Raw genomic sequence first — 17,944 nt, 5'->3', positions numbered from 1 at the left:
GTCGTCCCCCGACCGTCCGGGCACGGCGGGCGCCGCGCGCGGGCCGACAGCGGTCCGACGACCCGTTCCTGAGAGTCCTGTACCGGCTGGACGGGCGGATTTCCGCGGATCGACGGGGTCTCGGTCACGAATGCAGCACGATTTGTGCAGGAGACGTGCTGGAAACACGGGGGACACAAAAAATCCCTATGGTCCTCGACTATCCGAACGAGAGGCTCATCCGTGGGTTCCATCACTCCGCCGGGGTCAGCGCTCATGCGCCGATTCCGCCGTGGGGCACCAGGTCGCAACCGCCTGGTCCTCGCCGCAGTACTCTTCCTCGCTTTCCTCGCCACCTTCGCGGTCGACTGGGCAGTGTCGCCCGCAGCCGACGCGGCGACGAGCAGTCCCTCCGCCAGCAGCAGCCCGAGCACCGGCGCACCGGCGAGCTCCGGCCCCTGCACGGTCAGCCCCACGAACGGCTGCATCCGGGGCACCATCCTCGACTCCGAGCGGAAGCCCGCGACCGGGGTCGACGTCGACGTCGCCGGGGCCGGCGGGTTCGCGCAGACCGCGACCACCGACGACGCCGGGCGCTGGTCGGTGTCCGTGACCACGGCGGGGCAGTACACCGTCAGCGTCGACCAGGACTCGCTGCCGAAGGGGCAGTACCTGACGAACGCCGCCGACGCCGAGCGCAAGGTGAACGCCACGCTCAACGCCAACGTCGGCCAGATCTTCCAGCTGTCCGACCAGCAGGGCGCCACCACCAGCGACGACACGAGCAGCGTCAGCGCCGCACGCGCCTGGCAGCAGCTCGCGTCGGGCATCCGGCTCGGGCTCCTCATCGCCCTCGCGTCGGTCGGCCTGTCGCTCATCTACGGCACCACCGGCCTGTCGAGCTTCTCGCACGGTGAGCAGGTGACCCTCGGTGGTCTCCTCGCCTACGTCTTCGCGAACCAGCTCGGCTGGAACATCTGGGTGACCGGCATCGTCGTCACGCTGCTCTGTGCGGCGACCGGGTACCTGCAGGACGCCGCGATCTGGAGGCCACTGCGCCGCCGTCGGATCAGCCTCACCCAGCTCATGATCGTCACGATCGGTCTGTCGATCGCCGCGCAGTACGCCTTCCAGTACTTCTTCGGCGCCTCGACCGTCCGCATCCAGCAGGGCAACCCCGAGACGGTGACCTTCGCCGGTCTCACGCTGACCGTGCAGTCCTACGTCGCGATGGGCATCGCGCTCGTCGTCCTCGTCGGCACCGGCCTGTTCCTGGCCAAGACCCGCTTCGGCCGTGCCACCCGCGCCGTGTCGGACAACCCGGCGCTCGCCGCGGCGTCCGGCATCGACGTCGACCGCGTCATCCGCTTCGTGTGGACGCTCGCCGCCGGCCTCGCGGGCCTGTCCGGCGTGATGCTCGGCCTGGTGCTCAACGGCGTGAACTGGCAGACCGGCCTCCAGCTGCTGCTGCTCATGTTCGCGTCCGTCACGCTCGGCGGTCTCGGCACCGCGTACGGCGCCCTCGTCGGCTCGATGATCATCGGCATCGTCGTCGAGCTCACGAACCTCGTGCTGCCGGGTGACTTCAAGTACGCCACGGCCCTCGTGATCCTCATCCTCATCCTGCTGTTCCGGCCGCAGGGCATCTTCGGTCGCGCCGAGCGCATCGGCTAAGGGAGCACCGACATGGACTACATCCTGAACCTGCTGTCCTCGCTGACGCAGGAGGCCCTCGCCCCCACCACGGCGGCGTTCGCCCTGGCCGCGATCGGCCTCAACGTGCACTTCGGTCTGACCGGACTGATCAACATGGGCCAGGCGGCGTTCCTGCTGCTCGGCGCCTACGGCTTCGCGATCTCGATCACGAACGGCCTGCCCTTCGTCATGGCGGTGCTCGTCGCCCTGGCGGTCGCGATCGTGTTCGCGGTCATCCTCGGCATCCCGACCCTGCGGTTGCGCGGCGACTACCTGGCGATCGTGACGATCTCCGGCGCCGAGATCATCCGCATGGTCGGACGCTCCAGCCTGCTGACGAACACCACCGGCGGCTCGAACGGCATCGCCGGGTCGAGCTACCGCGACCCGTTCAACGCCCTCAGCCCGCTGCCCGACGGCACCACGAGCATCCTGTGGTTCACGTACTCGAACAACGGCGTCAACGGCTGGTGGATCCGCATCGCGGCCTGGGGCCTCGTGGCGCTCTTCACCCTCGTGCTCTTCCTGCTCATGCGCAGCCCGTGGGGTCGCGTCGTGAAGGCCATCCGCGAGGACGAGGACGCCGTGCGGTCCCTCGGCAAGAACGTCTACTCGTACAAGATGCAGGCGCTCGTGTTCGGCGGCGCGCTCGGTGCGCTCGCCGGGGTGATCTACGTGCTGCCGAGTTCCGTGCAGCCGGACGCGATGGGCCGTTCCATGACGTTCTTCATCTGGACCGCGCTGATCCTCGGCGGTGCCGCGACCGTGTTCGGTCCGGTGCTCGGGGCGATCCTGTTCTTCGTCGTGCGGCTCTTCGTCCGCACCCTCGCCGGGGACTTCATCCCCGACTCGATCATGAACGCGCAGCAGGCGGAGCAGTTCTCCTACGTGCTCGTCGGCGTCGCGCTCATGCTCCTCATCGTGTTCCGGCCACAGGGACTCCTGGGCAACAAGAAGGAGCTGTCGTTCAGTGTCTGAGACCTACACCCACACGAAGTCCGACCCGATCCTGACGGTCGACGGCGTCACCCGGCACTTCGGCGGCATGACCGCGGTCGACGTCGACCACCTCGAGGTGCAGCGCGGCACCATCACCGCCCTGATCGGCCCGAACGGTGCCGGCAAGACGACGTTCTTCAACCTGCTGACCGGCTTCGACAAGCCGAGCCCCGGCGCGACGACCCGCTTCAACGGCGACACGCTGCAGAAGACGAGCGCGACGCACATCGCCAACAAGGGCATGGTCCGCACGTTCCAGCTCACGAAGGCGCTGAGCCGCCTCACCGTGATGCAGAACATGCTGCTCGGCGCCCGCGACCAGCCGGGCGAGAACTTCTTCGTCGGCCTCGTCCCGGCGCTGTGGCGGAAGCGCGAGCGCGAGATCACCGCCAAGGCCGAGGACCTGCTCGCCCGCTTCAAGCTCCTCGAGAAGCAGGACGACTACGCAGGTTCCCTGTCGGGCGGGCAGCGGAAGCTCCTCGAGATGGCCCGCGCACTGATGTCCGACCCGACGATGATCATGCTCGACGAGCCGATGGCGGGCGTGAACCCCGCGCTCACCCAGTCGCTGCTCGGACACATCCAGTCGCTGCGCGACGACGGCATGACCGTGCTCTTCGTGGAGCACGACATGCACATGGTCCGGCACATCTCCGACTGGGTGGTCGTGATGGCCGAGGGCAAGGTCGTCGCCGAGGGCCCGGCCGACACGGTGATGGACGACCGCGCCGTCATCGACGCGTACCTCGGTGCGCACCACGACACCGACCTGGGCGACGACTCGCTCCTCACCGAGGAGACCTACGAGGAGCTGGCCGACGAGGTGGCCGAAGAGGAAGCAGCGGACGACCACCCGAAGGCGGACGACCGCAAGCAGGACGAGCAGGAGGCGACCCGATGACCGACGCAACGAACGCAGCTGACGCGGGCCGCGCCTCCAGTCCGACGACGGGTGCGACGAGCGCGACGAGCGCAACCGCGACGATCGACCGCGGCGAGCCCGTCCTGACCGCGAAGAACCTCGTCGCGGGGTACCTGCCGGGCGTGAACATCCTCAACGGCTGCGACCTCGACTGCTACCCGGGCGAGCTCATCGGCATCATCGGTCCGAACGGTGCCGGCAAGTCGACGCTCCTCAAGGCGCTGTTCGGCCTGGTGTCGATCCGCGAGGGCTCGGTCTCCCTGCAGGGCGAGGACATCACGAACCTCAAGGCGAACAAGCTCGTCCAGGCCGGCGTCGGCTTCGTGCCGCAGACGAACAACGTGTTCCCCTCGCTCTCGATCGAGGAGAACCTGCAGATGGGCCTGTACCTGCGCCCGAAGAAGTTCGCCGAGCGGCTCGAGGTCATCTACGACCTGTTCCCGGTCCTCGGACAGCGGCGGACCCAGCGGGCGGGCTCGCTGTCGGGAGGTGAGCGGCAGTCGGTCGCGATGGCCCGCGCGCTGATGATGGACCCGAAGGTGCTGCTGCTCGACGAGCCCTCCGCGGGCCTGTCGCCGGTGCGCCAGGACGAGACGTTCATCCGCACGCGCCGGATCAACAAGGCCGGGGTGTCGATCATCATGGTCGAGCAGAACGCGCGACGCTGTCTGCAGATCTGCGATCGTGGGTACGTGCTCGACCAGGGGAGGAACGCGTACTCGGGCACCGGGCGTGAGCTCGCCGACGACCCGAAGGTCATCGAGCTCTACCTGGGGACGCTCGCCAAGGACGTCGACTCCGCTCGCTGAGCGGGGTCGACCCGCGGGTACTGCTGTGGGGGTGGTACCCGCACCCCGACGGGGCCGCGCAGGCTGCTGATGCGCCGCGCGGCCCCGTCCTCACGTCCCGGGCGTCGTCAGGCTCGGGGCGGCGCCGTGGTCGTCGCGGACGTGGCGGTCGTGGTGGTCGTGGTGGTCGTCGCGGTCGTCGTGGTCGTCGCGCCGAGACGCCGGCGTGTCAGCGAGACGCCGCGGACCCACCGAGACGCCGCCGGATCCGGGTGCGTCTCGCGTCGACGCCGGCGTCCGGCGTCTCGCGTCGACCGAGGCGTCTCGCGTCCGGCGTCTCGCCGCCGCCACCTGCGTCCGGCTCGGCCGGGAGGCGCGACCCACCCCCGCCCCGCCGGCCCGGCCCGAGCACGCCGGCTCCCCGTCCTTCGGCTAGCGTGACGCACGTGCGGACCCCCGGCCCCCTCGTGCTCGACGCCCTCGTCTGGGTCGTCTTCGCCGTGCTCTTCGTCGGCGCCGCACTGCTGGTGAAGGTCGCCGCCGCCCTGCTCGCGGTGCTCGTCGTGCTCGCGCTCCTGCTCGGCCTGGTCCTCCGGGCCCTGCGGAAGCGACGGACACGACCGCGACGCTGAGCAGCACCAGCACCAGCACCAGCACCCGCACCAGCCCCAGCACCCGCACCAGCCCCAGCACCGTGCCCCCACCGGTACGGCGTCGCCCTGCACCGTCCACCCGTCCCACTCCGGGACCCCGCCCGCTAGGCTTGCCCGGTGACTGAAGTCGAGATCGGTGCAGGCAAGCGCGGCCGTCGGGCGTACGCGTTCGACGACATCGCGGTGGTCCCCTCGCGGCGCACCCGCGACCCGCACGACGTGAGCGTGCAGTGGTCGATCGACGCGTTCACCTTCGCGTCGCCGATCCTCTCGGCGCCGATGGACTCGGTGTCCTCGCCCGCGACGGTCATCCAGATGGGCGAGCTCGGCATCCTCGGCGTGCTCGACCTCGAGGGCCTGTGGACCCGGTACGAGGACCCGACGCCGTACTACGAGGAGATCAAGACCCTCACGGACGGCAACGTCACGAAGCGCATGCAGGAGATCTACTCCGAGCCGGTCAAGGCCGAGCTGATCACCGCGCGCCTGGCCGAGATCCGTGCCGCCGGGGTGCCGGTCGCCGGTTCGCTCAGCCCGCAGCGCACGCAGGAGTTCTCGCAGACCGTCGTCGACGCCGGTGTCGACCTGTTCGTCATCCGCGGCACGACGGTCTCGGCGGAGCACGTCTCCCAGAACCAGGAGCCGCTCAACCTCAAGAAGTTCATCTACGAGCTCGACGTGCCGGTCATCGTGGGCGGTGCCTCGACGTACACGTCGGCGCTGCACCTCATGCGCACCGGTGCCGCGGGCGTGCTCGTCGGCTTCGGCGGCGGAGCGGCCTCGACGACCCGCGCCGCCCTCGGCATCCACGCGCCGATGGCGACCGCGGTGGCCGACGTCGCCGGTGCCCGACGCGACTACATGGACGAGTCCGGCGGCCGCTACGTGCACGTCATCGCGGACGGCGGGCTCGACACCGCCGGCGACATCGTCAAGGCGATCGCCGTCGGCGCCGACGCCGTCATGCTCGGCACCGCACTGGCCCGCGCGACCGAGGCCCCGGGTGGTGGCTTCCACTGGGGTGCCGAGGCACACCACGCCGAGCTGCCCCGCGGTCGTCGGGTCGAGGTCGGGCAGATCGCCCCGCTCGAGAACGTGCTGAACGGGCCGACGCCGTCGTGGGACGGCCGCGCGAACCTGGTCGGGGCGCTCCGTCGGTCGATGGCCACCACCGGATACTCCGACGTCAAGGAGTTCCAGCGAGTAGAAGTGGTCGTGGCGCCGTACCACCAGCAGTGACGGTGGCACCCGTGCTCCCGCACGGGTGACGCCTCGGCGCTCCCGTGCGCGGAGGCCGGCTCCGTGCGCGCAACCCGCACGGAGGCCGGCTCCGTGCGCGCAACCCGTACGGAGGCGACGATGGCCAAGCCAGCCAGCAGCACCACGCAGACCAGCACGGACGCGACGAGCGCAGGTGCCGAGAGCACCGTCGAGGACGCCCGGCGTGCCACGGCAGCGAGCGCGAGCGTCGGCTTCGACCCGGCGGCCAAGCTCGGTCCGGAGGAGCGCGCCGCCGCGATCGAGGCGATGAAGACCCGGGAGCTCGACGTCCTGGTGGTCGGCGGCGGCATCGTCGGCGGTGGCAGCGCGCTCGACGCCGTCACCCGCGGCCTGAGCGTCGGCATCGTCGAGGCACGCGACTGGGGCTCGGGGACGTCGAGCCGCTCGTCGAAGCTCGTGCACGGCGGCATCCGCTACCTCGAGCAGCTGAACTTCGCGCTCGTCCGCGAGGCCCTGATCGAACGCGGCCTGCTGCTGCAGCGCATCGCTCCGCACCTGGTGAAGCCCGTTCGCTTCCTCTACCCGCTCAACCACCGCGTGTGGGAGCGCTTCTACATCGGCATCGGCATGGCGATGTACGACGTGTTCAGCTGGTCCGGCGGTCGTCCGCCCGGGGTCCCGCACCACCGGCACCTCAGCCGCAAGCAGGTCCTCAAGAACATGCCCGGCCTGAAGAAGGACGCCTTCGTCGGAGGCATGACCTACTACGACGCCCAGGTCGACGACGCCCGCTACGTCGCGTCGCTCGTGCGCACCGCAGCGTCGTACGGCGCGCACGCGGCGAGCCGGGTCCGCATCGAGGGGTTCATCAAGGTCGGGGAGCGGGTCGTCGGGGCGCACGCGCACGACATCCAGACGGGCGAGAAGTTCGACATCCGGGCGAAGCAGGTCGTGAACGCGACGGGCGTCTGGACCGACGACACCCAGGCGATGGTCGGCACCCGCGGGCAGTTCAAGGTGCGGGCGTCGAAGGGCGTGCACCTCGTGATCCCGCGCGACCGCTTCCAGTCGAACACCGGCATGATCCTCCGCACCGAGAAGAGCGTGCTCTTCGTCATCCCGTGGGGCCGGCACTGGCTCGTCGGCACGACGGACACCGACTGGAACCTCGACAAGGCCCACCCGGCGGCGACCGCGGCGGACATCGACTACATCCTCGAGCACGTCAACAAGGTCCTCGCGGTGCCGCTCACCCGCGAGGACGTCGAGGGCGTCTACGCCGGCCTCCGACCGCTGCTGGCGGGGGAGTCGGACCAGACGTCGCAGCTCAGCCGTGAGCACGTCGTCGCGCACACCGCCCCGGGCCTGGTCGTGGTCGCGGGCGGCAAGTGGACGACCTACCGCGTGATGGGCAAGGACGCCATCGACGAGGCGGTCGCGGCGATGGACGGCAAGATCCCGGCGTCGACGACCGAGGACATCCCGCTGGTCGGTGCCGAGGGCTACCCGGCGGCCTGGAACCGTCGCGGGCGCACCGCTCGGCAGTTCGGCGTGCACAAGGTCCGGATCGAGCACCTGCTCAACCGGTACGGAACCCAGGCCACCGAGGTGCTGCAACTCGTCGAGCAGGACCCGTCGCTCGCCGAGCCGCTGCCGCAGGCGGACGACTACATCGGTGCCGAGGTCGTCTACGCGGCCTCGCACGAGGGCGCCCTGCACCTGGAGGACGTCCTCGCTCGCCGCACCCGCATCTCGATCGAGGCGTGGGACCGCGGAGAAGAGGCGGCCCCGGTCGCCGCCAAGCTCATGGCGGGCGTGCTCGGGTGGGACCAGGAGACGACCGAGCACGAGGTGTCGAACTACCTGAAGCGCGTCGCCGCCGAGCGCGAGTCGCAGCGGCAACCCGACGACGAGTCGGCCGACCGGGTGCGCCTCGAGGCGCCGGACATCGCGTTCGGCTTCGACGAGGACGACGTGGTGGTCGGCGGTGGCCGGTCGAGCGGTGCCGACGGCGCGAAGGCGACGGACGAGCAGGTCGAGGGCGAGAAGACGAGCGAACCGCGGTAGGTCACCGGACGGGAGGCGCGTGGCGGCCCCGCCACGCGCCTCCCGTCCGTCACCTCGCCGCGTCCCTCCCGCGAAACGCAACCTCGGCGGTTCCGCGCAGCGCTACTCCGCTGCGAGCTGTCGCCGACGTTGCGTGTTGCGGGTGCGGGTCGTCGTCGCGACCAGCACGGCCGGGATCGCGATGAGCGCCGCCGTGCTCGTCAGGTACAGCACGCCGGACCAGATCGTGTGCGCGGCGCCGTCGGTCGGCCACGAGTCGGCGACGTCCATGCCGAGCCAGAAGCCCGACTGGAACGCCGCGAGGGCGCCCGCAGCGAGGACGCCGAGGTGCAGCACCGCGATCGTCGTCGCCGGCAGCCGCGACGCGCGTCCGACGACCGCGGCGGTGAGCGCCAGCCCCACACCGATCCCTGCGACCACGAGCACGCCGACGACGTCCTGCGCCACGTCGTTGCCCACGTCCACCCGCGCGTAGATCTGCGCGAGCGAGCGCCCCGGCACCGCGCCGAGCGGATCCAGCACGAGTGCGTTCACGGCCAGCAGCGCCGCGTAGGCCGCGACGACCACCACCCCGACGACGGCGACGACGATGCGGGCAGTGCCCCCGGTGTTCCCCATGCGGCGAGGCTAGCGACGGGTCGGACCGGCACGCGTCCACCGACCGGATGACCCGTGGAATGGGCCGCCGCACCCGGTGGTTATCATCGGGGTACTCACCAAGGGAGCCATCATGGTCGACGTCCATCGCGTCAAACTCCCCGGAGTCGGCGTGCTGCACAGCTTCTACACCGACGACGGTGGCAAGTGCGGTGTCATCACGCACCGGTCGGGGCACTCCGACCTCATCTCGTTCGCCGACGTCTCCGACGGCGCGGACAAGTCGGAGAAGGTCTCGCTCCGCCTGAGCGAGGACGAGGCGCACACCCTCGCCGAACTGCTCGGCGGTACCCGGATCACCGAGGGCCTCGACAAGCTCGACGAGATCCCCGGCCTGTCGATCGACTGGTTCAGCGTCGACTACGAGGACGCCATCGCCGGCAAGCCCCTCGGCGACCTGCACGACTCGGGCTTCATCGGCCTGACCGTCGTCGCCGTGGTCCGCGGCGACAGCGCCAACCCCGCTCCCTCGCCGGACTTCGTCGTGTTCCCCGGTGACACCATCGTCGTCGCCGGCGCTCCCGAGAAGGTCGCCAAGGCGTTCTCCTTCTACCGCAGCGGACAGCTGGCGGCGGCTGCCGCCGAGGCGCCGCCCGGGAGCTGACCCGTGCACCTCGGCGGCGAACTGCTCACCATCGGTGTGCTCTTCGTCATCGCCTACGTGCTCGGGCGCCTGGGCAAGACGATCGGTCTGCCCGCCATCCCGATCTACATGGTGGTCGGGCTCATCGCGAGCCCGCACACCCCGTGGATCGGCCTCAACGTCGAGTCGCACACGATCGAGCTCATCGCGACCTTCGGGCTCATCCTCCTGCTCTTCAACCTCGGGCTGGAGTTCGACCAGGAGGAGTTCTACGGCAACGCCGGGAAGCTCCTGGTCTCCGGCGGCACGTACGTCGCCATCAACATGGGCGTCGGGTTCGCCTTCGGGTTCTCGCTCGGCTGGGGCACGCGAGAGGCCCTGATCATCGCGGGCATGACGGCCACGTCGTCGAGTGCGATCGTCACGAAGCTGCTCATCGAGCTGCGGCGCCTGGCGAACGACGAGACCCCGATGATCCTGGGCGTCACCGTCATCGAGGACGTCTTCATCGCCATCTACCTGGCGATCGTCTCCGTGGTGCTCTCCGGCGACACGAACCTCTGGGCCGTGGTCGGCAAGCTCGCGCTCGCGTTCGGCTTCCTCATCGTCATGTTCACGCTCGCCCGGTTCGCCGGCAAGTGGGTGTCGAAGATCTTCGCCACCCGCGACGACGAGCTGTTCACGGTGTTGTTCTTCGGGCTCGCGGTGATGTTCGGCGGCATCGGTGACCTGCTCGGCGTGACCGACGCCATCGGTGCGTTCGTGATCGGCCTGCTCTGCGGTGCGACCCGGTACCGGGACCGCATCGAGCAGCTGGCGCTCCCGATGCGCGACGTGTTCGCGGCGTTCTTCTTCGTGAACTTCGGCCTCGGACTCGACCTGTCGACCTTCGGCGAGGTGCTCTGGCCCGTCCTCGGCGCGATCGGCATGACCATCGTGCTGAACGCCGTCGCCGGACAGCTCGTCGCCCGCATGAACGGCTTCAACGTCCAGCAGGGGATCAACACCGCGGTGATCCTGGTCAACCGCGGCGAGTTCGCGCTGATCCTCGCGACGCTGTCGGCTGCCGCCGGCCTGGAGGCGCGGATCACCGCGTTCGCGGGCCTCTACGTCCTCGTGATGGCCGTCCTGGGTCCGCTGCTCGCCGTCAACTCGGACCGGATCGGCCGCCTCGTGGTGCGTCCCGCCCGGGTGGCGCGGCTGCGCCAGCGCCTGCGCGACCGGCTCGGCCGCGGCACGGGCCGCTCGGGAACGGACGGCGCTGCCGGCGCTGCCGGTGTCGGGATCCCGGCCGGACCGGCCCTCGACGAGGCGATCGACACCGCCGCCGAGGCCGGCGTCGCCGACCAGGACGCGGCGGCCGCCGCGCGTCGTGCCGAGCGGGACCGGCAGTTCGCCGAGGAGTTCGCCCTCGTGGAGGCTGCGGGCAGGGAAGAGCGCGAGAATGGGTCAACGGAGCCGACGACGAGCGAACCCGTGACGTCGCCGGTGGACGTCCCTGCCGAGCGCCCGAAGCGCCCGGTCCGCCAGCGCGATCCGGAGTACTGATACAGATGTGGGCCGTAGCCCGACGACCGAGGTGGATCGCACTGCTCCTGCTGGCGCTCGTGCTCGCCGGGACCTTCGCGGGCCTCGGCAAGTGGCAGCTCGAGCGGAGCATCGCGAACGGCAAGCCCCTGCCGGCGACGACCGAGACCCGCAAGGCCCTCGACGACGTCACCGAGCCCGGCCGTGCGGCGTCGGAGTCCATCGCCGGGCAGCGCATCTCCGTCACGGGCACGTTCGTCGCGGGTGACACGACGATCCTGACCGGGCGGTCCGGCGGCGGCACCTACCAGGCCATCGGACACCTCGTCGACACGGAGACCGGTGCGAGCCTGCCGGTCGTGATCGGCTGGTCCGACCAGCGGCGACAGGCCGAGGCCGGGGGCGAGCGCCTCACCGACGGCCAGGAGCTCACGGTGCAGGGGCGCTACTACCCGGCAGAGTCCCCGGACCAGGACTCCTACAGCAAGGGTGAGTACTCGGCCGTGGCCCCGGCCCGGTTCGTGAACACCTGGAAGGCCTTCGACGACCGGATGTACATCGGGTACGTCGTCGCCGACGGCACCACCGCGAAGGCCGCCGACCTCGGCACCATCGCCGACCGTGCTCCGACGCGCGAGGTCCGCTTCGACTGGCTCAACCTCTTCTACGCGATCGAGTGGGTCGTGTTCGCCGGGTTCGCCGTGTTCCTCTGGTACCGGTTCGTGAAGGACGCCTGGGAGCGCGAGCAGGAGGACGCCCGCGAGGCCGCGGCCGCGGACACCGACGCCGCCGGGAGCCCGGGGGAGCCCGCCGAGCCCGCCCGGTCGCACCGGTAGGATCGACCCATGGCCCTGACCGTCCGCACGCGTGACATCCCGAAGATCCCGGGCGCGGTGAAGTGGTACCGCGTCTCCGCGTACATCACCGGCGTGCTGCTGCTCGCGCTCGTGATCGAGGTCGTCATCAAGTACACGCCGCTGCAGCTCGAGATGCAGCTCGGCAACGGCCCGTTCTTCGTGCCGAACGGCACCGCGGGCGAAGCCCCCGGCACGTTCAACCTGTCGATCGCGATCCTCATCGCGCACGGCTGGCTCTACGTGCTGTACCTGTTCACGGACTTCCGCCTGTGGAGCATCATGCGCTGGAGGCCGTCGCGCTTCCTGCTCATCGCCCTCGGCGGCATCATCCCGTTCATGTCCTTCGTGGTGGAGCACCGCATGCAGCAGAAGGCCATGGACACCTACCACGAGCTGACCGCTGCCCAGCAGCGTGAGAAGGAGGCCGCTCGGTGAGCGAGACCGAACAGCGCCCCGTCCTGGTCGTCGACTTCGGCGCGCAGTACGCCCAGCTGATCGCACGGCGCGTGCGTGAGGCGAACGTCTACAGCGAGATCGTCCCGCACTCGATCACGGCGGACGAGGTCCGCGAGAAGGACCCGGCGGCCATCGTGCTCTCCGGTGGTCCGTCGTCCGTGTACGAGGACGGTGCGCCGTCCCTCGACGGCGAGATCCTCGACCTCGGCGTGCCCGTGCTCGGCATCTGCTACGGCTTCCAGGCCATGGCGAAGTCGCTCGGCGGCGAGGTCGCGCACACCGGCCTCCGCGAGTACGGTGCCACCGACGTGACCGTGTCGGGCACCGACAGCGTGCTGCTCGGTGACCAGCCCGAGTCCCAGGTCACGTGGATGTCGCACGGCGACTCCGTGGCGAAGGCGCCGGAGGGCTTCGCGGTCCTCGCGTCGAGCGCCTCGACCCCGGTCGCCGCGTTCGCCTCCGACGAGCGCAAGCTCTACGGCGTGCAGTGGCACCCCGAGGTGAAGCACTCCGCGTACGGCCAGGCCGTGCTCGAGAACTTCCTGCACCGCGCCGCAGGCCTCCCCGGTGACTGGAACTCCGCGAACGTCATCGAGGAGCAGGTCGAGCGGATCCGCGCACAGGTGGGCTCCGCACGGGTCATCGCCGGGCTCTCGGGCGGTGTCGACTCCGCCGTCGCCGCGGCCCTGGTGCACAGGGCCGTCGGTGACCAGCTCACCTGCGTCTTCGTCGACCACGGGCTCCTGCGCGCCGACGAGCGCAAGCAGGTGGAGGAGGACTACGTCGCCTCGACCGGTGTCCGCCTGGTCACGGTCGACGCCGAGCAGCAGTTCCTCGACGCCCTCGCCGGCGTCAGCGACCCCGAGCAGAAGCGCAAGATCATCGGGCGCGAGTTCATCCGCACGTTCGAGGCGGCGGCCGAGGCCCTCGTGCTCGAGGCGCGCGGCGACGACGACGCCGGAGAGGTCAAGTTCCTCGTCCAGGGCACGCTCTACCCCGACGTGGTCGAGTCCGGCGGCGGCTCCGGTACCGCGAACATCAAGTCGCACCACAACGTCGGGGGCCTGCCCGAGGACATGACGTTCGAGCTCGTCGAGCCGCTGCGCACCCTGTTCAAGGACGAGGTGCGAGCCGTCGGCCGCGAGCTCGGGCTGCCCGAGGTCATCGTCGGCCGCCAGCCGTTCCCCGGCCCCGGGCTCGGCATCCGCATCGTCGGCGAGGTCACGAAGGACCGCCTCGAGCTGCTCCGGGCCGCGGACAAGATCGCGCGCGAGGAGCTCACCGCGGCCGGCCTCGACGAGGAGATCTGGCAGTGCCCGGTCGTCCTGCTCGCCGACGTCCGTTCCGTGGGCGTCCAGGGTGACGGTCGTACCTACGGCCACCCGATCGTGCTCCGTCCGGTCTCGTCGGAGGACGCCATGACCGCCGACTGGACGCGCCTGCCGTACGACACCCTGGCGAAGATCTCGAACCGCATCACGAACGAGGTTCCCGACGTGAACCGCGTCGTGCTCGACGTCACGTCGAAGCCGCCGGGGACGATCGAGTGGGAGTGACCACTCCCTGACGCCCCGAGGGCCCGGTACGCACTGCGTGCCGGGCCCTCGCCGCGTGTCCGTGCCGCTTTCAGCCCGTCCGGGTCGCCCGGTTGGTCCGCCCCGGTCGCACGACGTGCCGCCAGCGGACGTGCCGGTCGCACGACATGCCGCTCGTGCGAGAGGTGAGCGGCAGGTCATGCGACGAGAACATGTCGGGGCGGGCGCCGACCTCCCGACACACGACGAAGGGCCCCGGCGTGTGCCGGGGCCCTTCGTGTCGATCAGGTGCGCGCTACTCGCGGTTGCTCGCCAGGATCGCGAGGATGCGCAGGATCTCGATGTACAGCCACACCAGGGTGACGATGAGGCCGAACGCCGCGGTCCAGGCGTAGATGCGGGGAGCGCCGCGCTGGACGCCGGTCTTGATCTGGTCGAAGTCGAGCACCAGCGAGTACGCCGCCATGAGCACCACGAAGATGCCGATGATGACGCCCAGCGGGATGCCGAAGATCTCGAAGCTCCGGAGACCGAACGCGGAGTTCGTCACGCCGGTCCACATGAGCACGAGGTTCACGAGCGAGAAGACCAGGTAGCCGACCATCGCGACGAGGAAGAACCGGGTCGCCTTCGGCGTCGCGCGCACCTTGCCGGACGTGAAGAGCAGCAGCGTGACCGCGAAGACACCGAGGGTGCCGAACACGGCCTGCGTGACGATGCCGTCGAACTGGCTGTTGAACATCGCCGAGATGCCGCCGACGAACAGGCCCTCGAAGAACGCGTACGCCAGGACGAGCCCCGGCGACGGCTTCTTCTTGAACGTGTTGACGAGCGCGAGCCCGAACCCGACGATCGCGCCGACGATCCAGACGATCGGCGGCAGGTTCCAGCCGGCGACGGCACCGACGAGGAGCACGCCGAACGCGAGCAGCGTCTTGACGATGGTGTCTTCGTACGACATGCGGTCGGTGTCGACCGGGCTCGCCGTCGGGCGGTCGTACATGTACTGCAGCTGCTCGGGCGTCATGCCGCCCTGCTGCGGGTACTGTCCCTGCTGTGGGGTGCGTCCCCAGCCCGCCTGCTGCTGACCAGCGCCGGCGCCCCAGGCGCCACGGCCCTGGTCGTTGAAGGCGGGGGACTGGTCGAAACCGGGCTTGAAGGCCATGGTGTCCTCTTCCTCGGAGATTTACGTCCTCTCAGCCTAGGGGCGCCTCGTCGCGGAAGGCTGAGGATTCGCGGCGAGCGGAAGCGGGACCCGGTGGTCCCGACACCGGGAGCCTACGGTCGCGGTCTGCGTGGCTGCCCCGAGCTCGTCGTGAGCTGGCCGACCGCCGGACGGGCGCCTGCGGGGCGGTGTCGGGACGTGCCTCCCGGCCGGTCGGTGCCCGCACGTCGTCGGTCGGTGACCGCCGGAGCCGACCGGACCTGCGGGTACAGCCACGAGACCAGCGCGACCGAGACGACCATGAGCAGCAGCCAGGCGACGACCTTCGTCGGTGCGACCGGCTGCCACGCTCCTGCCTGCGCCGGGTAGGACCAGGCGCCGGCCCAGGTCGCGACGTTCTCCGCCAGCCAGATGAACAGCGCGACGAGGGCCATCGCGAGCAGGACCGGCATCCGCAGCGTCGCGCGGTGCACGCGGACGTGCATCGTGGTGCGTGCGAACAGGGCCACGACCAGGGCGAGCAGCACGTACCGCGCGTCCCACACGAAGTGGTGCCCGAAGAAGTTCGCGTAGATGCCCGCCGCGACGAGCACGAGCGACCACTGCCGCGGGTACCGGTCGAAGCGCAGGTCGAACAGCCGCACGACCCGGACCATGAACGACCCGACCGCGCCGTACATGAACCCGGAGAAGAGCGGCACGCCCGCCACCACGAGCCAGCCGTCGCCCGCGTACTCCCACGAGCCGACGTGGGTCTTGAAGACCTCCATCACCGTGCCGACCACGTGGAAGACCAGCACCACCCGGAGCTCCCGGACCGTCTCGAGCCCGAACACGAGCATCGCGACCTGGATCGCCGCCGCGGACATCGTGAGGACGTCGTTCCGGGCCCCGGGCGGCACGGTCAGGTGCACGACGACCATCGTCGCGAGGAGCAGCGCCCCGAACGTGCACGCCCACGCCTGCTTCGCGCCGAACACCAGGAACTCGGTGAGGGCGAGACGGCCCGGGCGGTGCGGCTGGTGCCCGGCGTCGAGCAGGCGGCGCGCCGCGCGGTCGATGCGGGCCTCGACGGCGGTGGAGAGGTGTCGGACGGTCACGGAGCGACCCTCCGCGGGCGGCCTGGGAACGAGGGCCGACGGCTGAACGGATGTGTCCACAGGCACACCGTGGAGACACCTGCGGGCAGGGTCGAGCGGCTACGGTTCGGCGCATGACCCGTGTGATCGCCCACCGTGGCGCCTCCGGCCACCGACCGGAGCACTCCCGGAGTGCCTACGAACTGGCCGTCGGCCTCGGTGCCGACGCGATCGAGCCGGACCTCGTGCCGACGAAGGACGGCGTGCTCGTGCTGCGGCACGAGAACGAGGTGTCCGGCACGACGGACGTCGCCGACCACCCCGAGTTCGCACACCTGCGGACGACGAAGACCGTCGACGGCCAGAGCGTGACGGGCTGGTTCACCGAGGACTTCACGTGGGACGAGCTGCGGACGCTGCGGGTCCGGGAACGGCTGCCCCGGCTGCGTCCGGCCTCGGCCGCGCACGACGGCGAGGACGGCGTCCTGCGACTCGAGGACCTGCTCGCGATCCTCGACGCGGCACCCCGACCGGTCGGGCTCGTCGCCGAGGTCAAGCACGCGCACTTCTTCGAGCAGGCCGGGTTCCCGATGGCGCAGCTGCTCGACGACACGCTCGGGGACGCCGGGTGGCGCGGCGACGACCGGCTGACGATCGAGTCGTTCGAGAAGACGGTGCTCCGTCAGCTCGGCGCACGGGGGACGGGTGGTCGGCTCGTGTACCTCCAGGAGGCCCGTGGCAGTGCCGCGGACGAGGTCGCCGCCCACGGATCGGCGGCTCCCTCGTGGGCGTCGGAGCGCACGGACGCCGCGCTGGCCGGGTTCGCCGCGGAGTTCCACGGCGTCAGCGTCGACCTGAAGACCCTGATGGCGGGGGTCGACAGCGTCGCCGTCGACGACCCGCGCCCGGTCCGGAGCGTCATCGTCGAGCGCGCGCACGCTGCGGGGCTCGCCGTCTACACGTGGACGCTCCGTCCGGAGAACCGGTTCCTGCCGGCGCCACTGCGGCGCGGGGGCGACGTGGCAGCGCACGGCGACTGGGAGCGGTGGTTCACCTCGGTCGTGCGGACCGGGGTGGACGGGGTGTTCGCGGACCACCCGGACCTGGCGGTGCGGGCGCGGTCACTCGTCGACAGCGCCACCGACTGATCCGTCAGCTCCCCGCGTCCGCACGCCGCGGCGTCGTCGTCGCCGCACCGCCGCGGTCGCGCGGGCGGTCCGCCAGGTGGCGATCGCAGCAGCGGCCGCAGCCGAGACCGAGATGAGCAGGCGGAAGGCCGGGAGGGGTGCCCACGCGTGGGACCAGTACGTCTCGAGCACCCAGACGCAGAGCGCCGCCAGGCCGCCGGCGAGCAGTGCGTGCGCGACGACGTGCGCGCCGCGGCGGGCGGAGATCCGGGCGAGCGCCCACCCGAGTGCGTACGTGCAGGGGAGCGCCACGGCCCCGCCCCCGATCGTCACGAGCCCCGCGACGACGGCGAGGAGGACGATCGTGAGGGCGAGAGCGGGCGGGCCCTCGGGGCTCCCGATGCCGCCTTCGGCGAGGAAGGACCAGCCGGCCCCGACCGTGATCGTCACGGGCGTCGTGACGAACGACATCCAGACCCAGCTCCGCTCGACGAGCTCGACGGCGTCACCTGCGGTCCACGTCCTCATGCCCGACAGCCTGTCCGCCGTCGGACCCGATCCCGGTCCTGGTGCGTCGCAGTGTGTCCCGCGGCCCACGGACCGCAGCCGCTGCGCCTGTCGGAGGGCGCGCCTA

Annotated in this window: 17 protein-coding genes; 13 read left to right on the top strand and 4 right to left on the bottom strand. The window is 70.7% G+C overall.

Annotation, left to right across the window (positions count from 1 at the left end; genetic code table 11):
• Nucleotides 1-222 precede the first annotated feature (222 nt).
• The 7 genes from Q9R28_RS14250 to Q9R28_RS14220 all read left to right on the top strand — a co-directional run bounded on the left by Q9R28_RS14250 (nt 223) and on the right by Q9R28_RS14220 (nt 8,324).
• Nucleotides 223-1,653: a branched-chain amino acid ABC transporter permease gene (locus Q9R28_RS14250; protein ID WP_251155212.1), complete on the top strand. Its 1,431-nt coding sequence runs from the start codon at nt 223-225 to the stop codon at nt 1,651-1,653.
• A gap of 12 nt (nt 1,654-1,665) precedes the next feature.
• On the top strand, nt 1,666-2,652 hold the full coding sequence (locus Q9R28_RS14245) for a branched-chain amino acid ABC transporter permease (protein ID WP_066656933.1): 987 nt from the start codon (nt 1,666-1,668) through the stop codon (nt 2,650-2,652).
• Nucleotides 2,645-3,574 (top strand): ABC transporter ATP-binding protein, encoded by a 930-nt coding sequence (locus Q9R28_RS14240; protein ID WP_066656931.1) that lies wholly within the window; start codon nt 2,645-2,647, stop codon nt 3,572-3,574. Before Q9R28_RS14245 ends, Q9R28_RS14240 begins: the two co-directional genes overlap by 8 nt.
• A complete protein-coding gene (locus Q9R28_RS14235; protein WP_245172344.1) occupies nt 3,571-4,404 on the top strand; it encodes an ABC transporter ATP-binding protein in 834 nt (277 codons plus the stop codon). Before Q9R28_RS14240 ends, Q9R28_RS14235 begins: the two co-directional genes overlap by 4 nt.
• Nucleotides 4,405-4,829: 425 nt before the next feature.
• Entirely contained in the window at nt 4,830-5,015 is a 186-nt protein-coding gene (locus Q9R28_RS14230; RefSeq protein WP_144411388.1) for a hypothetical protein, read from the top strand.
• A 138-nt stretch (nt 5,016-5,153) separates the two neighbouring features.
• Complete coding sequence (locus tag Q9R28_RS14225; RefSeq protein ID WP_066656924.1) at nt 5,154-6,275, top strand: GuaB3 family IMP dehydrogenase-related protein; 1,122 nt, start codon at nt 5,154-5,156, stop codon at nt 6,273-6,275.
• Nucleotides 6,276-6,563: 288 nt separating this feature from the next.
• A complete protein-coding gene (locus Q9R28_RS14220) occupies nt 6,564-8,324 on the top strand; it encodes a glycerol-3-phosphate dehydrogenase/oxidase (protein WP_251155282.1) in 1,761 nt (586 codons plus the stop codon).
• Between the two features lie 102 nt (nt 8,325-8,426).
• Here Q9R28_RS14220 and Q9R28_RS14215 read toward each other — a convergent pair whose 3' ends face one another.
• Nucleotides 8,427-8,942 (bottom strand): hypothetical protein, encoded by a 516-nt coding sequence (locus Q9R28_RS14215; RefSeq protein WP_311206415.1) that lies wholly within the window; start codon nt 8,940-8,942, stop codon nt 8,427-8,429.
• Between the two features lie 112 nt (nt 8,943-9,054).
• Here Q9R28_RS14215 and Q9R28_RS14210 point away from each other — a divergent pair, with 112 nt between their 5' ends.
• From Q9R28_RS14210 to guaA, 5 genes are read left to right on the top strand one after another with little or no spacing between them, the layout of a single operon-like run.
• Nucleotides 9,055-9,585 (top strand): cation:proton antiporter regulatory subunit, encoded by a 531-nt coding sequence (locus tag Q9R28_RS14210; RefSeq protein ID WP_058728934.1) that lies wholly within the window; start codon nt 9,055-9,057, stop codon nt 9,583-9,585.
• Nucleotides 9,586-9,588: 3 nt separating this feature from the next.
• The gene (locus tag Q9R28_RS14205; RefSeq protein WP_311206414.1) at nt 9,589-11,112 is read left to right on the top strand and encodes a cation:proton antiporter; all 1,524 of its coding nucleotides are present in this window, start codon (nt 9,589-9,591) and stop codon (nt 11,110-11,112) included.
• A gap of 5 nt (nt 11,113-11,117) precedes the next feature.
• Nucleotides 11,118-11,927, top strand: a complete 810-nt coding sequence (locus tag Q9R28_RS14200) for an SURF1 family cytochrome oxidase biogenesis protein (protein WP_311206413.1) — start codon at nt 11,118-11,120, stop codon at nt 11,925-11,927.
• A 9-nt stretch (nt 11,928-11,936) separates the two neighbouring features.
• Nucleotides 11,937-12,383 carry a DUF3817 domain-containing protein gene (locus Q9R28_RS14195; RefSeq protein ID WP_066656914.1) on the top strand — a complete coding sequence of 149 codons (447 nt, stop codon included), beginning with the start codon at nt 11,937-11,939 and terminating at the stop codon, nt 12,381-12,383.
• The gene (guaA, locus tag Q9R28_RS14190) at nt 12,380-13,960 is read left to right on the top strand and encodes a glutamine-hydrolyzing GMP synthase (RefSeq protein WP_066656912.1); all 1,581 of its coding nucleotides are present in this window, start codon (nt 12,380-12,382) and stop codon (nt 13,958-13,960) included. Before Q9R28_RS14195 ends, guaA begins: the two co-directional genes overlap by 4 nt.
• A gap of 274 nt (nt 13,961-14,234) precedes the next feature.
• Here guaA and Q9R28_RS14185 read toward each other — a convergent pair whose 3' ends face one another.
• Entirely contained in the window at nt 14,235-15,104 is an 870-nt protein-coding gene (locus Q9R28_RS14185) for a Bax inhibitor-1/YccA family protein (protein ID WP_311206412.1), read from the bottom strand.
• 113 nt (nt 15,105-15,217) lie between these two features.
• The gene (locus Q9R28_RS14180; RefSeq protein WP_311206411.1) at nt 15,218-16,204 is read right to left on the bottom strand and encodes a DUF817 domain-containing protein; all 987 of its coding nucleotides are present in this window, start codon (nt 16,202-16,204) and stop codon (nt 15,218-15,220) included.
• Nucleotides 16,205-16,317: 113 nt separating this feature from the next.
• On the opposite strand from Q9R28_RS14180, the gene Q9R28_RS14175 reads away from it, so the two are divergent.
• On the top strand, nt 16,318-17,331 hold the full coding sequence (locus Q9R28_RS14175) for a glycerophosphodiester phosphodiesterase family protein (RefSeq protein ID WP_311206410.1): 1,014 nt from the start codon (nt 16,318-16,320) through the stop codon (nt 17,329-17,331).
• Here Q9R28_RS14175 and Q9R28_RS14170 read toward each other — a convergent pair.
• On the bottom strand, nt 17,305-17,838 hold the full coding sequence (locus tag Q9R28_RS14170) for a hypothetical protein (RefSeq protein ID WP_311206409.1): 534 nt from the start codon (nt 17,836-17,838) through the stop codon (nt 17,305-17,307). The two genes, Q9R28_RS14175 and Q9R28_RS14170, sit on opposite strands and share 27 nt — an antisense overlap.
• Nucleotides 17,839-17,944: the final 106 nt, after the last annotated feature.

It is taken from the genome of Curtobacterium sp. BRD11, from assembly GCF_031844345.1.
In the GTDB taxonomy this organism is placed as follows: domain Bacteria; phylum Actinomycetota; class Actinomycetes; order Actinomycetales; family Microbacteriaceae; genus Curtobacterium.
Note: the sequence above shows the minus strand (reverse complement) of the source record. Positions and strands in the feature narration are given on the sequence as shown.

What these genes read in the sequence shown, in the direction of transcription:
- Q9R28_RS14245 (WP_066656933.1), top strand. Translation starts at nt 1,666, where the DNA reads ATGGACTACATCCTGAACCTGCTGTCCTCGCTGACGCAGGAGGCCCTC.
- Q9R28_RS14235 (WP_245172344.1), top strand. Translation starts at nt 3,571, where the DNA reads ATGACCGACGCAACGAACGCAGCTGACGCGGGCCGCGCCTCCAGTCCG.
- Q9R28_RS14220 (WP_251155282.1), top strand. Translation starts at nt 6,564, where the DNA reads ATGAAGACCCGGGAGCTCGACGTCCTGGTGGTCGGCGGCGGCATCGTC.
- Q9R28_RS14215 (WP_311206415.1), bottom strand. Translation starts at nt 8,942, where the DNA reads ATGGGGAACACCGGGGGCACTGCCCGCATCGTCGTCGCCGTCGTCGGG.
- Q9R28_RS14210 (WP_058728934.1), top strand. Translation starts at nt 9,055, where the DNA reads ATGGTCGACGTCCATCGCGTCAAACTCCCCGGAGTCGGCGTGCTGCAC.
- Q9R28_RS14200 (WP_311206413.1), top strand. Translation starts at nt 11,118, where the DNA reads ATGTGGGCCGTAGCCCGACGACCGAGGTGGATCGCACTGCTCCTGCTG.
- Q9R28_RS14195 (WP_066656914.1), top strand. Translation starts at nt 11,937, where the DNA reads ATGGCCCTGACCGTCCGCACGCGTGACATCCCGAAGATCCCGGGCGCG.
- Q9R28_RS14185 (WP_311206412.1), bottom strand. Translation starts at nt 15,104, where the DNA reads ATGGCCTTCAAGCCCGGTTTCGACCAGTCCCCCGCCTTCAACGACCAG.
- Q9R28_RS14175 (WP_311206410.1), top strand. Translation starts at nt 16,318, where the DNA reads ATGACCCGTGTGATCGCCCACCGTGGCGCCTCCGGCCACCGACCGGAG.
- Q9R28_RS14170 (WP_311206409.1), bottom strand. Translation starts at nt 17,838, where the DNA reads ATGAGGACGTGGACCGCAGGTGACGCCGTCGAGCTCGTCGAGCGGAGC.